Annotated in this window: 12 protein-coding genes; 1 reads left to right on the forward strand and 11 read right to left on the reverse strand. The window is 42.0% G+C overall.

The features are described 5' to 3' along the window. Nucleotides 1-137: 137 nt before the first annotated feature. A complete protein-coding gene (gene rof, locus PSE60_RS00075; protein WP_272664243.1) occupies nucleotides 138-401 on the forward strand; it encodes a Rho-binding antiterminator in 264 nt (87 codons plus the stop codon). 60 nt (nucleotides 402-461) lie between these two features. Here rof and tilS read toward each other — a convergent pair whose 3' ends face one another. From tilS to bamA, 11 genes are all read right to left on the reverse strand, one after another. Further along, nucleotides 462-1,817: a tRNA lysidine(34) synthetase TilS gene (gene tilS / locus PSE60_RS00080; RefSeq protein ID WP_272664244.1), complete on the reverse strand. Its 1,356-nt coding sequence runs from the start codon at nucleotides 1,815-1,817 to the stop codon at nucleotides 462-464. Between the two features lie 13 nt (nucleotides 1,818-1,830). Next, on the reverse strand, nucleotides 1,831-2,718 hold the full coding sequence (locus PSE60_RS00085; RefSeq protein WP_272664245.1) for a DMT family transporter: 888 nt from the start codon (nucleotides 2,716-2,718) through the stop codon (nucleotides 1,831-1,833). Nucleotides 2,719-2,864: 146 nt separating this feature from the next. Next, entirely contained in the window at nucleotides 2,865-3,824 is a 960-nt protein-coding gene (gene accA / locus PSE60_RS00090) for an acetyl-CoA carboxylase carboxyl transferase subunit alpha (RefSeq protein WP_166264467.1), read from the reverse strand. A 12-nt stretch (nucleotides 3,825-3,836) separates the two neighbouring features. Next, entirely contained in the window at nucleotides 3,837-7,319 is a 3,483-nt protein-coding gene (gene dnaE, locus PSE60_RS00095) for a DNA polymerase III subunit alpha (RefSeq protein WP_210836194.1), read from the reverse strand. A gap of 11 nt (nucleotides 7,320-7,330) precedes the next feature. Next, entirely contained in the window at nucleotides 7,331-7,924 is a 594-nt protein-coding gene (gene rnhB, locus PSE60_RS00100) for a ribonuclease HII (protein ID WP_109911807.1), read from the reverse strand. Beyond that, the gene (gene lpxB / locus PSE60_RS00105) at nucleotides 7,924-9,075 is read right to left on the reverse strand and encodes a lipid-A-disaccharide synthase (protein ID WP_272664246.1); all 1,152 of its coding nucleotides are present in this window, start codon (nucleotides 9,073-9,075) and stop codon (nucleotides 7,924-7,926) included. Before lpxB ends, rnhB begins: the two co-directional genes overlap by 1 nt. A gap of 44 nt (nucleotides 9,076-9,119) precedes the next feature. Further along, nucleotides 9,120-9,917: an acyl-ACP--UDP-N-acetylglucosamine O-acyltransferase gene (gene lpxA / locus PSE60_RS00110; RefSeq protein ID WP_210836192.1), complete on the reverse strand. Its 798-nt coding sequence runs from the start codon at nucleotides 9,915-9,917 to the stop codon at nucleotides 9,120-9,122. A 1-nt stretch (nucleotide 9,918) separates the two neighbouring features. Then, nucleotides 9,919-10,371 carry a 3-hydroxyacyl-ACP dehydratase FabZ gene (gene fabZ, locus PSE60_RS00115; RefSeq protein WP_004257450.1) on the reverse strand — a complete coding sequence of 151 codons (453 nt, stop codon included), beginning with the start codon at nucleotides 10,369-10,371 and terminating at the stop codon, nucleotides 9,919-9,921. Nucleotides 10,372-10,500: 129 nt separating this feature from the next. Further along, nucleotides 10,501-11,538, reverse strand: a complete 1,038-nt coding sequence (lpxD, locus tag PSE60_RS00120) for a UDP-3-O-(3-hydroxymyristoyl)glucosamine N-acyltransferase (protein ID WP_272664247.1) — start codon at nucleotides 11,536-11,538, stop codon at nucleotides 10,501-10,503. 3 nt (nucleotides 11,539-11,541) lie between these two features. Continuing rightward, nucleotides 11,542-12,036 (reverse strand): molecular chaperone Skp, encoded by a 495-nt coding sequence (gene skp / locus PSE60_RS00125; protein WP_115167781.1) that lies wholly within the window; start codon nucleotides 12,034-12,036, stop codon nucleotides 11,542-11,544. 89 nt (nucleotides 12,037-12,125) lie between these two features. Continuing rightward, nucleotides 12,126-14,540 carry an outer membrane protein assembly factor BamA gene (gene bamA / locus PSE60_RS00130; RefSeq protein WP_272664248.1) on the reverse strand — a complete coding sequence of 805 codons (2,415 nt, stop codon included), beginning with the start codon at nucleotides 14,538-14,540 and terminating at the stop codon, nucleotides 12,126-12,128. Nucleotides 14,541-14,552: the final 12 nt, after the last annotated feature.

The raw sequence follows: 14,552 nt of genomic DNA on the forward strand, positions 1-14,552 counted from the left end.
AATAAGAATTGTCTTTTTCCCAGTGCTGTGATTATAGTTATTAAAGTTACTGTGCTATTATCGTACTAAGCACATTTTTGCTTGGTACAACATGTTCAAGGCGGCAATAACCGCCACTAACACAGTGGTGAGGGAATATGTCTACAGATACTGAATATCAACCTATCAATTGTGATGATTACGAATATCTAGAAATCGCATGCCAACGTCAGCTAAAACTGCAAATAGCACTCAATGACGGCGTGAATATTGAGGGGAAAGCCAATGATTTACTCCTACGAAAAAAAGTTGAGTACCTGATTGTTGAGACACATGAAGGAACCAAGGAGTTAAGATTGGATTGCATAATTTCCTTCAGTCATCCAGAAATCGGCACGATTGTTGTCGACCACTCTCACTAATACTCACTATTTTGAGTCCTTCTATGGCCCCTTATGGTAATCACAGTCATAAGGGGCTTCTCATTGATTCAATACCTTAAATTCACTCTCTTTTTGCCAATCGATAGCAATACCAAGAGACGCTTCATCAACCATTCCTTCAGGGGTAATAAAACACCCCACCGCAGTAATGAGCTGGTCGTTATAATAAATTAGAGGCACTCTTTCTCTCATCCATGGAGCCACTCCTAATTCTTGCCAGATCTTCTTACTGCTTCTGGAACGATGCCGTCCTACAATATTGAGCGTGCCTTGCAGCCCAAAACGAACCGTCACATTTTCATGTGAAAATGGTGGACGTATTTGCCCCTCGCCTTCCATAACGTGTAAAATTCCTAAGGATTCAGGTAACTCAAAAACCTCAGGATAAATCCATTCAAACTGTTGATTAGCTAAGCTATTAATGCGCTTAACAACCCACAATGCATCTTGATAACGGCGAATTTCGAATTGCCCTAAACGGCAAATAGGGTCCGCATCCTGTCGAGCTAACGCCACTTCTTGCCAAATACGTTCCAATTGGTTAAATGGTGGCATTGGTAGCTGATGCAGACCAACCCAGCGGCGAATAAGTGCATTGCGTTTTGCTGATGAACAGGCTTTCAGGCCATCAATAAATAGCCCTCCCCGATAATCCATCATTTCATCAAGGGTATCTTTTAATAACTCATCAAGTAATGTTTCTTGTTCTGCACATAACGCTGCGCTGCGGGCAACTGCACTAGAAAAATGCGGCCAACGCTCAGTCAAAACAGGCATGATATTCAGGCGTAAAAAATTTCTATCGTAACGATCATCTTGGTTACTATCGTCTTCAACCCACGATAATTGCTGCTCTTGCATATAAGCTTCTAGCGCTATGCGGGGTGTTGAGAGTAATGGTCTTAGCAGCGATGTTGAACCGCAACATGCTGAAAAGGTTAATTGTTCAGGCATTGAAGACAACCCTGCTGGCCCACTACCACGCTTTAACGCTAACATGAAAGTTTCTGCTTGATCATCAAGGTGTTGAGCCGTAACTAGCACCTCACCTTCTTGTAATTCTTCTCGGTAAGCCTGATAACGTGCATCTCGTGCTGCTGCCTCAATACCTTTTTGGCTTGAATCAACCACTACGTGTCGGCAAATGAAAGGAATGTCCCACTGTAAACATAATTGAGCACAATGCTGCTCCCATTCATTTGCTTTTCTATTCAATCCATGATGAATATGAATAGCGCGAACCTCTAATAAAGGAAGCTGTTGCTTTCGAATAAGATAAAGTGCATGTAATAAAACGGTTGAGTCAATGCCACCACTGAATCCTACTAGAATTTTTCCGATACCGCTTATTTTATTAAAAACTCTATCAACAATGACTTGCGAATGCTGCGCCATTTATTCGCCCTTCTCACAACTTCTGACTTTGGCTCTTTGCGCCAACACACAGAACACCAGAAATAATTACCAGTAATACCCCTATTGCATACGCAATTTCAAAAGCATCATTCAAGATTAACACTAACCAGAGCACCGATAATACGGGAGACAAAAATACCACAGAAGCTATTTTCGCCGAGTGCCCTGTATTCATCGCCTTGAACCATAAAATATAAGACACACCGTTGATTAAAATACCATTAATCAACGTTGGCCAAAAAGCGGCTTTTGAAGGTAATCGCATTTCACTAAACAGCATCAATAAGACAAAAGAAGTCAGCGTTGAAAAAATAAATAACCATACGGTACTAATATAAGGGTCAATCGAATATTGGCGGGAAAAAACTGACATTAAGGCAAAGCAAAATGCACCACTAAAAACCAGTAATAACGCCGTTGGGTTTTCAACATGTAATTGCGTAATTTGCCCTTTGGTAAAAGTAATAACCACCGCAATAAAACCGATTATGATACCAATTATTTGTCTTCCTGCTAATTTGTCTTTTAGCAATACTACTGATAACAAAATAATAACTAATGGCCAACTATATTGAATGACCAATACCGCGATACCATTCTCAATGGAATATCCGTAGTACAGCAACAAATAGAATAAACAGTCAAGAAAGCCAAGAACAAAGACTTTAACTAATATATCTCTTGGCAAAATAAACAGTTTTGTCAGTCGATAGCCTGAAGCAAGAGCAACAATAATCACAGATATCGCAGATATTACGTTCGACCAGAACAGAAATTGAAAGCTGTCCATGCCTTCTTGCCCGAAACGAGAGACAATAGGAATAAAGCTCCATATCAACACGCAAGTAAAAGCATACAGCAAATAATTATATTGTCGCACCCTAGTCCCTATCTATTGTTATTTTCAGCAGATGAATAATTTAAATCAAAACATTCTGTTATCATTAAAAATGACTAGCTTAAAAATAAAAAACGGGAGCTGGCAAAAGCAAACTCCCGTATTTATTAGTGATTAGCGGTTAGTGATTAACAATAACCATAGTCCATCAGGCGCTGATAGCGACGGTTTTTCAATGCTTCAGCATCTAATACTTCTAATTCATCTAAGTCCTCAGTTAGGCGTGCTTTTAGCTGTTCTGCAATTTCATCATAATTACGATGTGCACCGCCTAATGGTTCAGGAATAACATTATCAATTAATTTCAGTTCTTTAAGACGTGGTGCAGTAATTCCCATTGCTTCTGCTGCTAATGGTGCTTTATCCGCACTTTTCCATAGAATAGAAGCACAGCCTTCTGGTGAAATAACAGAATAAGTGCTGTATTGCAGCATATTGACTTTATCACCCACACCGATAGCAAGTGCACCACCAGAGCCACCTTCACCAATAACGGTACAAATGACTGGGACAGATAAACGTGACATTTCACGTAAATTACGTGCGATAGCCTCTGACTGACCACGCTCTTCAGCACCAACTCCGGGATAAGCACCAGGAGTATCAATAAAGGTGATAATAGGTAAGTTAAAACGCTCAGCCAGTTCCATCAGACGCAGTGCCTTACGGTAACCTTCTGGGGCTGGCATACCAAAATTACGACGGATTTTTTCTTTTGTCTCACGCCCTTTCTGATGCCCAATAATCATGACTGGACGACCATCCAAACGCGCCATTCCACCGACAATGGCTTTATCATCTGCATAAGCACGATCACCTGCTAATTCTTGGAAATCAGTAAAAATGCGAGAAATATAATCCAATGTATATGGACGACGTGGGTGACGAGCGAGTTTAGCTATTTGCCAAGCTCCTAGATCAGAGAAAATTTTACGTGTCAGTTCAACACTTTTTTCACGTAAACGAGCAACCTCTTCATCTAGGTTGACTTCTAAGTTGTTATCTTGACGGCTAACCGCTGTTAGAGAATCAATTTTCGCCTCTAATTCCGCGATTGGCTGTTCAAAATCAAGAAAATCCAGACTCATAATATTCCTATTTTAGTCAAATTCTAATTCTACCTGCTCACTACCCAGCAGAGTTCGAAGATCGTTCAAAAGGGGATCCACTGGCGTCACACGCCAAACAACACCAAATTTAAGCTTGGCTCTGGCATCATCCTTCTGGTAATACAGATGAACCGGGATGGTTCCTGAACGATGAGGTTCAAGAGTACTGCGAAGCCGGTTCAGCAATTGATCGTTAATTTGTTTATCTGACAGTGAAATTGCAAGTCCTCGTGCATACTTTTCCCTTGCTTCACTAATATCCATTAACTCACGCACTGTCATTTTATTACCACCATTGAAATCATCAAAGCTGACCTGACCGGTGGCTATCAGGATATTGTCTTTTTCCAACATATGTTGGTACTTATCGAGTGCATCTGAAAATAACATAATATCCAGACGACCGGAACGATCATCAAGCGTACAAATCCCGATTCTATTTCCACGCTTGGTTGTAATCACTTTAGCTGAAAGTACTAAACCTACCACAGTTGTTACTTGACCACGAGGGGTGGGGTTCACATCTTTTAATCTAAGCCCATTAGTATAGCGCTCTATTTCGCTCAAGTATCGCGTTATTGGATGCCCTGTTAAATATAAACCAAGCGTCTCTCGTTCACCATCCAATACTACTTGCTCTGGCCATTTAGGTACACTTGCATATGAACTTTCAACTTGTTCAGGTGCTTCAGCTAGTACACCAAACATATCGGCTTGGCCTATTGCCTCTGCTTTAGCATGTTGGTCAGCCGCTTTTAACGCATCTTCAAGGGAAGACATCAATGCCGCACGGTGAGGGCCTAATCGGTCAAATGCCCCTGCCATGATAAGCTTTTCCATCACACGACGGTTAATTTTTTTAATATCAACTCGCGCACAAAGGTCAAAAATCTCTTTAAAAATGCCGCCTTGTTGACGAGCTTCAACAATCGCTTCGATCGGGCCTTCGCCGACCCCTTTGATTGCACCGATACCGTAAACTATCTCACCTTCATCATTTACATGGAAGTGATAAAGCCCACTATTGATATCTGGCGGCAATACTTTTAAGCCCATTCGCCAACATTCATCAACTAAACCAACCACTTTTTCCGTGTTATCCATATCCGCGGTCATAACTGCAGCCATAAATTCAGCGGGATAGTGCGCTTTTAACCATAATGTTTGATAAGAAACTAAAGCATAGGCAGCTGAGTGCGATTTATTAAACCCATAACCGGCAAATTTCTCTACCAAGTCAAAGATTTTCATTGATAGCTCGCCGTCTACTCCGTTTTTAATTGCACCTTCTTCAAAAACAGAACGCTGCTTCGCCATTTCCTCAGGTTTCTTTTTACCCATCGCACGACGCAGCATATCCGCACCGCCAAGCGTATAGCCGGCTAAAACCTGAGCAATCTGCATAACCTGTTCTTGGTATAAAATAATGCCATACGTCGGCTCTAGAACAGGTTTTAATGATTCATGTTGCCATTGTACATCTGGGTACGATATTTCTTCACGACCATGTTTACGGTCAATAAAGTTATCTACCATGCCTGATTGCAGAGGCCCGGGACGGAACAATGCCACCAGTGCGATCATATCCTCGAAGCAGTCGGGGCGTAATCGCTTAATTAAGTCCTTCATTCCACGGGATTCTAATTGGAATACCGCTGTGGTTTCTGAACGTTGCAGCATATCAAAGCTTTTTTGATCATGTAGCGGAATAGCTGCAATATCAATTGGTTCTAAGTTTTTCTTAGCTCGACGCGCGTTGATCATCTCCAACGCCCAGTTAATGATCGTCAACGTCCGTAAACCAAGGAAGTCAAACTTCACTAACCCCGCATATTCAACATCGTTTTTATCGAATTGTGTGACAGGGTTATTACCTTCCGCATCACAATAAAGCGGCGCAAAGTCAGTAATTTTAGTTGGAGCGATAACCACCCCACCCGCATGTTTACCAGCATTTCGTGTGACACCTTCGAGCTTACGCGCCATATCGATAAGCGCTTTAACCTCTTCATCAGCTTCATAAATTTCAGGTAACTGAGGTTCTGCTTCGAACGCTTTTTCCAGTGTCATACCGGGATCTGGCGGTACTAATTTTGAAATTCTATCAACAAAACCATATGGGTGCCCAAGCACGCGCCCCACGTCCCGGATAACCGCTTTGGCTGCCATCGTACCGAAAGTAATAATCTGTGAAACAGCGTCACGCCCATACATTTGGGCTACGTGATCAATAACTTGGTCGCGTTTTTCCATACAGAAATCGACGTCAAAGTCAGGCATTGATACACGTTCAGGGTTCAAAAAACGCTCAAAAAGCAAGTCAAACTCAAGTGGATCAAGATCTGTAATTTTAAGGGCATAAGCGACTAAAGAGCCCGCACCGGAACCTCGCCCCGGCCCCACAGGTACGCCATTATCTTTTGACCATTGGATAAATTCCATCACGATCAAGAAGTAACCGGGGAACCCCATCTGATTAATCACGTTAAGTTCAATTTCCAGACGCTCATCGTATTCAGGGCGTTTTTCCGCTCGTACTTTTTCGTCTGGGAATAAAAATTCAAGGCGCTCTTCTAACCCTTCTTTTGACCGCATAACCAAAAAGTCTTCGGTTTTCATATCCCCTGTTGGGAATTGCGGTAAGAAGTATTCACCAAGGCGAATTGTGACGTTACAACGCTTAGCAATCTCTACGCTGTTTTCTAACGCTTCAGGGATGTCAGCAAATAGCTCACACATCTCTTCTTCTGAACGTAAATATTGCTGAGGGCTATAATTTTTAGGCCTTTTTGGATCAGCTAATGTAAAACCATCATGGATAGCAACACGTATTTCATGGGCGTCGAAATCACTACTTTCAATGAAGCACACATCATTCGTTGCAACAACAGGCAAGCCTTTTTTAGTTGCTAACTCGACAGCCGCATGAAGATAACTTTCTTCATCTGGCCGCCCAGTTCTGACTAACTCTAAGTAGTAGCTATCTGGAAAATGCATTTCATAGAATGCAAGGCACTCATCCACTAAGGCTTGATTCCCCCTTAATAGAAATTGCCCAACATCCCCTTTACGGCCACCAGAGAGTAAAATCAAACCGTCTTTGTGCTTAGCCAGCCATTCACGTTTAATCGTTGGCCCAACCGCGCCATAGCCTTTTTGGTACGCTTCAGAAATGAGTAGGGTAAGATTTTGGTAACCTTCATTATTCCGTGCTAAAACAGTTAAGTGAGATATTTCATCACCTAACAATTCACTTTCTACATAAAAATCAGCACCAATAATGGGTTTGATCCCTGCACCATGTGCTGCACCATAAAACCGGACTAGCCCACAAAGGTTAGTAAAATCGGTGATCGCAAACGCAGGCATGCCCATTGAAGCCACTTTTTTAACCAGTGGCCCCGTTTTGGCTAGCCCATCAATCATGGAATAGTCACTGTGAACACGTAAATGAATAAAACGAGGTGATGCCATCGACCTAATACCTACTTATTGCTGTCTAAAGCTCTTCTCACTGGAGCAAAGCTTTTACGATGGAATTCGGTTGCACCATACTGCGCCAATTTTTCTAAATGATACGCGGTTGGGTAGCCTTTATGCTTCGCAAAGCCATATTCAGGAAAGGTTTTGTCCAATTCGACCATTTCCCTATCCCTAATCACTTTAGCTAAAATGGATGCTGCACTAATTTCTTGTACTAGGCTGTCGCCTTTAATGACTGCTTGTGAAGGCATTGGCAATTTAGGACAGCGGTTGCCATCAATTAAAACATACTCAGGAACAATAGATAAACCCGCAACGGCACGCTGCATCGCTAACATAGTTGCATGTAATATATTTATGTTATCAATTTCTTCTGGCTCTGCGCGACCAATGCACCAACACAGCGCTTTTTGTTGGATTTCATCAAATAATTTCTCACGTTTTTTTTCGGTGAGTTTTTTTGAATCTGCCAGCCCTGTAATTGGGTTATTGGGATCAAGAATCACTGCCGCAGTCACTACAGCTCCAACTAGCGGGCCTCGACCCACTTCATCAACACCAGCGATTAAATTTGCTTTTGGATAGATAAATTCCATTAATTTTTGACCATATCTAATACCGCTTCAGCAGCTTGTTTATCTGCATCACAACGAATGAGCTGATGTAATTGTAAAAAAGTTTGTTTCAGGTTTTCAACCTGTTCGCCACCATCTAGGAGAGGAAGCAACTGCTGTGCGAGTTTATCAGGCTGGCATTCCTCTTGTAGTAATTCTTTCACAATTTCTTTTTCTGCTAACAAATTAGGCAAAGAAACATACGGCGTTTTCACTAACCGTTTTGCTAACCAAAAAGTGAAAGGTTTCATACGATACCCCACTACCATTGGGCATTTTGTTAGCATACACTCAAGTGCTGCCGTTCCTGATGCTAACAAAGTCGCATCTGCTGCAATCATTGCATCACGAGCTTGACCATCTAAAATATGGACTTGCAATTCAGGTGCGGTATTTTCTTTGATCTCATCAAACTGCTGGCGGCGTTTTTCATTCACCAACGGCACCACAATATGTAAATCAGGGATATTGCATTGTAATATTTTCGCTGTATTGAGAAAATCTGCGCTTAGCATTTCGACTTCTGAATGACGACTTCCTGGCAGTAAAGCCAAACATTTAACATGCTCAGGTATATTCAGCCGATGTCGAGCGGCGTGTTTATCCGGGTGTAATGGAATGGCATCCGCCATTGTATGACCGATAAAACGGCAAGGAACATTAAAACGGTCGTAAAATGCTTTTTCAAAAGGTAAAAAAGCTAATACTAAATTTGTTGAACGACCAATTTTAAATACCCGCTTCTGGCGCCATGCCCAAACTGATGGGCTAACGTAATGAATGGTTTTGATACCTTTCGATTTTAAGCGCCCCTCTAGGGTAATATTAAAATCAGGGGCATCAATCCCAACAAAAACATCTGGCTGTAGTTCAGTAAAACGCTGGGTTAAATCCTTACGAATGGATAATAGCCGAGGTAAACGACCAAGAACTTCAACAATGCCCATGACAGCAAGCTCTTCCATTTCATACCAAGCTTCACAACCTTCCGCTTGCATTAATGGACCAGCAACACCAACAAAGCGAGCATCTGGTATTTGCTCTTTAAGTGCACGGATAAGCCCAGCACCGAGAATATCACCAGATGTTTCTCCGGCAACAAGGCCAATAGTAAGTGGGCGGCTATTATTCACCGAAATTCGCTCCTTATTAAAGGCCCCGATTCATTAATACTAGATTAACGAATAATACCACGTTTAGACTGCGCTGAATCCTCTAAGAAATCACTAAACACTTTAACCTGTTCATTGGCTTTTGCCGCTTCCGCGATTTCTTCACGCGCTTCTTCTAATGATTTACCTGAACGATATAACACCTTGTATGCATTACGAATAGCATGTAGTGATTCTTTTTCAAAACCACGGCGTTTTAAACCTTCAAGATTTAAACCAAATGGTGTTGCGTGGTTACCCTGCGCAATAACATAAGGTGGCACATCTTGTGCAACACCAGAGCAACCACCGACCATAACATGAGCACCAATTTTACAAAATTGATGAACTGCAGTCATACCACCAATGATGGCATAATCACCAAGTGTTACATGCCCACCTAAAGTGCCGTTATTTGCAATAATACAACGGTTTCCAATGATACAATCATGGGCAATATGCACATTCACCATTAGTAAATTATCGTTGCCCACTTTTGTCAGGCCAACATCTTGAACAGTACCACGGTGAATGGTTACACTTTCACGAATACGGTTTCTATCCCCGATTTCAACTCGTGTTGGTTCACCTTGATATTTAAGATCTTGGTTAATCTCACCAATGGAAGCGAACTGGAAAATCACATTGTCACGGCCTATTTTTGTATGGCCATTAACGACAACGTGAGATTTCAACTCAGTACCTTCGCCAATTTCGACATTCGCGCCAATATAACAAAAAGGGCCAATACGAACATTGGCACCGATGATAGCTCCGTCTTCTACGATAGAGGACGGATGAATATAGGCTGTATTATCAATCATATCAGACCTCACGGCGACGGGCGCACATCATTTCTGCTTCGCAGGCCACTTCTCCATCAACTTTAGCAACACCTTTAAAACGTGCAACTCCGCGACGTTCTTTAATAAATTCTACTTCTAGGACCATTTGGTCTCCTGGTAGAACAGGACGTTTAAAACGCGCATTGTCTATCGCAGCAAAATAGTACAACTCACCAGGCTCTAATTTTCCAACGCTTTTAAACGCAAGGATCCCAGTCGCTTGTGCCATGGCTTCTAAAATTAATACGCCAGGAAAAATGGGTTTGCTTGGAAAGTGCCCTTGGAAAAATGGCTCGTTAAATGACACATTTTTCACTGCACGCAATGATTTGCCTTTTTCAAAATCTAATACACGGTCAACCAAAAGGAATGGGTAACGGTGTGGAAGCAGTTCTAAGATTTCTTCTATATTCAGAGTATGATTATCACTCATCGAAATACTCTTCCTGTCTATTAATACGGTTTAATTAATGAATCGGCCTGCTTTAACCCATAAATTAGGTTAACTGGCAGGCCGGAAAACGTAACTCAGATAACTATTTTAGCCTGAATTACAAAATGATTACTGATTTTTTTGATTTTGGCTATCTAATTCACGCTCAACGTGTTTCAGTCGCTTATTCATCTCATTGATACTTAAGACTAAAGCAGCTGTTTTACGCCAAGCTTTATTAGGCTGTAAAGGAATCCCTGAAGAATATACTCCTGGTTCAGTGATAGGCCTCATGACCATACCCATTCCTGTTACTGTGACCTTATCGCAAATTTCCATATGGCCATTGATGACGCTAGCACCACCAATCATGCAGTAACGGCCGATTTTTAAACTACCAGCCATGATAACCCCGCCAGCAACTGCGGTATTATCACCAATTATGACATTGTGTGCAATTTGGCATTGGTTATCGATAATAACCCCATTCCCAATCACAGTGTTATCTAACGCACCGCGATCAATCGTTGTGCTTGCTCCGATCTCAACACGATCGCCGATGATCACTGTACCTAACTGAGGAATTTTGATCCAATTACCACGATCATTCGCATAACCGAAGCCATCTGAACCAATCACGGTGCCAGATTGAATTAAACAATGTGCACCAATTTCGATATTGTGGTAGACGCTGACATTTGCCCATAAACGGGTCCCTGTGCCTATGCGTGTGTTTTTACCCACAAAACAACCTGCGCCAATCACCACATTATCGCCAAGTTCAACACCACTTTCGATAACAGCATTTGCGCCAATTGCGACATTCTTACCGAGTTTTGCATCATCAGCAATTACCGCTGATGCGTGGATATCTTCAGCCGGACTTGGCGTTGTATCCATAATTTGAGCCATGCGTGCATAAGCAAGGTATGGGTTATCCACTACCAGTGCAGCCACTTTGCATGCTTCGAGATCTTTTGCTGTGAGAACCACCGCTGCAGCTTGGCATTCGGCCAATTTGTCACTATAACGGCTGTCAGATAGAAAAGTAATCTGTTGATTATTCGCTGAATGCATTGGAGCAATACCGGTGATGGTAATATCACCATCACCGTGTAATTGCGCATTCAACTGCTGAGCAAGGTCAGCCAATCGAATTGAAGACATCTATTATTTAACCTGTTTTTGGACCTGACTTGTAATGTCAACGCTATCTTTTGCGTAAGCAACTGCATTTGCATCGATAACGACATCATAGCCTTCTTTAGCGGCAACAGACTTAATAGAGTCCTGAATACGAGTTAAAATTTTAGTACGCTCTTCACCTTGACGACGACGGTTGTCTTCTTCAAATTTTTGCGCTTTTTCAGCGAATTGATCACGTTTAGTCATGAGTTCAGATTCAAGCTTTTCGCGCTCACTTTGCTTCATCGTTGCACCATCACGGCGCAATTTTTCAACACGAGTTTGCAAATCTTTTTCTAGATTTTGTAACTCAGTCGCACGGCTTTTGAATTCACTTTCAAGCTGTTTAGCAACGGCTTCACGCGCAGGCATATTTTGGAAAATTTCACCAACATTGACGATAGCGATTTTCTCAGCATAAGCACCCGCAGACATTGCTAAAGCAATACTCACACCCGCTGCACACAACAATTTTTTCACACTAAACTCCTTAACCCATACGTATGGCTGGAAATTTTGGTTGCTCCCATAAAATTATGGGAGCCATCATGAGTAGAAACTGGAATAGATTACCACGTTCTACCAATATTAAATTGGAACTGTTCTGATTTATCCCCTTCGTAGTCCTTAATCGGCTGCGCATAAGAGAAGACCAGTGGTCCAAGTGGAGACATCCATTGTAAAGCAACACCCGCAGAAGCACGGACGTTAGTTGCCTTACCATAGTCAGGCATACCCTTACGCCAATCAGAATTGATACTGTTCCAATTAGTGTCCCATACTGTACCCGCATCAACGAACAGAGACGTACGAACTGAGTTCGAATACTTCTCGTCAATAAATGGAGTCGGAGTGATTAACTCAAATGATGCCGCGTACATCGCATTACCACCGACTGCATCACTTGATGGGCTTCCTGGCTCAGGGCCATCCACACCATTAATTTTCTTCAAGTAAACCGCTTTTGGACCGATATTATTCGAACGGAAACCACGAATGGTGCTTGAACCACCCGCATAGAAGTTTTCGTAGAATGGCATTTGCTTACTGCCAATACCATCACCATAACCTGCTTGTGCACGTCCAAGAACTACCCAAGTTTGGTCTTCATCCAGTGGGTAATACTGTGCAGTATCAAAGCGCAGTTTATAGTATTCGTTATCAGAGCCAGGTATTGTTACTTTACCCGATACGTTCGTTTTATTACCCGATGTTGGGAAGAAACCACGGTTTAACGAGTTATAAGTCCAACCTAAGTTAAGCGTAAAGTCATCCGCATCAAAACTTTCTTTATTACGCCCATTTTCTGTAACTGGTGGATTTTTACCCATAGAGTCAAGGTAATCCCACATGGCAGCTTGAGCACGCATGTCTGAAAGTCGGTTATGAACATAACCCGCACCGACGCGGAAAGAGTTATTTTCATTGAACGGGAAGCTTAAGAAACTGTCTAGACCATACGTTTTATTGTTATAGCCTGATAGATCCGCATCTTTCGCACTAAAGTCGTTATAGAAAATACGACCGCCTAAGCTCACACCATTCACGGTGAAATACGGGTCAGTAAATGAGAATTCAACGTTAGTTGAGTAGTCATTTTTACTTGCGTTAATACCAACCGCATTACCTGTACCTAACCAGTTATCTTGTGTAACCCCAACTTGGAAGCTCACACCACTTTCAGTACCAAAACCAATACCGAAGTTCATTGAACCTGTATTACGCTCTTTAACCTTGTAGATAACATCTACTTGGTCAGGGCTACCTGGCACACGTTGAGTCTCAACATCAACAGTTTCGAAATAACCGGTACGATTCAGACGTTCTTTACCTAATTCAACAAGGTCATTTCCAAGCCATGCCCCTTCCATTTGGCGCATTTCACGGCGCAAAACGGTGTCTTTACTGGTGTCATTCCCTTGGAAACGAATTTCACGCACATAGAAACGGTTACCTGCATCAATATTTAAATGCAATTTAACTGTTTTATCTGCATCGTTGATTTCAGGCTGTGTCATTACTCGAGGATATGCATAACCATAGCGGCCAAACATATCTTTGATTTTGTTTTCCATGCTTGTCACTTGAGCACCGTTATATAACTCTCCCGGTGTGATAGTGATAAGTTCTTGGATTTCAGTTAAGTGTTCAGCAGCATTACCATTAACTTCGACACCCGATATTTTGTATTGGTCGCCTTCAGTGATATTAATCGTAATATAAATGCCTTTTTTGTCTGGAGTCAGACTGACTTGCGTGGAGTCAATGTTAAAACGTGCATAACCGCGATCTAGATAAAAACTGCGCAGAGTTTCTAAGTCACCTGCCAGTTTTTGCTTCTGATATTTTTGGTCAGCAGCAAGGTTCCACCAAGGCACATCATCACGCAATTGCAGCTTATTAACTAATTCTGCTGTAGTGTAATTTTTATTACCTACAATATTAATTTGCTGAATTTGAGCTGAAACACCTTCAGAGAAAACAAATTTTAAATCCACACGGTTACGTGGTAAAGGTGTTACAACAGCTTTTACTGTTGCATTATATTTACCAACGCTATAGTAAAAGTCTTCTAAACCTTTTTCGATATTCGCAATTGTCGTGCGGTCAAGTGCCTCACCAACGCGGATATTTGAAGCTTCCAAGTTCTGCTTGAGCATATCATCTTTAACAGACTTATTGCCTGTAAAAGTGATACTGGCAATCGTTGGCCGCTCTTTAACTTGAACGATCAGCGTGTTTCCATCACGCAGGACCCTAACATCTTCGAAGTTACCGGTTGAAAATAGGGAACGGATCGAACGGCTGATATCATCGTTATCAACTGAATCGCCAACCCTAACTGGCATGTTCAATAATGCTGCACCAACGGCGACGCGTTGTAGACCTTCGAAACGAATGTCTTTAACTACGAATCCGTCTGAACCGTATGCAGTGGCGCTGCCTAAAAGCAGCGACGCTATGAGCAACTTTTTCATCGCCATCGTTGTTATGCG

It is taken from the genome of Providencia sp. PROV174, from assembly GCF_028480685.1.
Classification (GTDB): domain Bacteria; phylum Pseudomonadota; class Gammaproteobacteria; order Enterobacterales; family Enterobacteriaceae; genus Providencia; species Providencia rettgeri.

Excerpts from the sequence above, each read along its gene's own strand:
- rnhB (WP_109911807.1), bottom strand. The coding sequence starts at position 7,924 with ATGGAATTTATCTATCCAAAAGCAAATTTAATCGCTGGTGTTGATGAA.
- tilS (WP_272664244.1), bottom strand. The coding sequence starts at position 1,817 with ATGGCGCAGCATTCGCAAGTCATTGTTGATAGAGTTTTTAATAAAATA.
- accA (WP_166264467.1), bottom strand. The coding sequence starts at position 3,824 with ATGAGTCTGGATTTTCTTGATTTTGAACAGCCAATCGCGGAATTAGAG.
- fabZ (WP_004257450.1), bottom strand. The coding sequence starts at position 10,371 with ATGAGTGATAATCATACTCTGAATATAGAAGAAATCTTAGAACTGCTT.
- rof (WP_272664243.1), top strand. The coding sequence starts at position 138 with ATGTCTACAGATACTGAATATCAACCTATCAATTGTGATGATTACGAA.
- bamA (WP_272664248.1), bottom strand. The coding sequence starts at position 14,540 with ATGGCGATGAAAAAGTTGCTCATAGCGTCGCTGCTTTTAGGCAGCGCC.
- lpxA (WP_210836192.1), bottom strand. The coding sequence starts at position 9,917 with ATGATTGATAATACAGCCTATATTCATCCGTCCTCTATCGTAGAAGAC.
- lpxD (WP_272664247.1), bottom strand. The coding sequence starts at position 11,538 with ATGTCTTCAATTCGATTGGCTGACCTTGCTCAGCAGTTGAATGCGCAA.
- dnaE (WP_210836194.1), bottom strand. The coding sequence starts at position 7,319 with ATGGCATCACCTCGTTTTATTCATTTACGTGTTCACAGTGACTATTCC.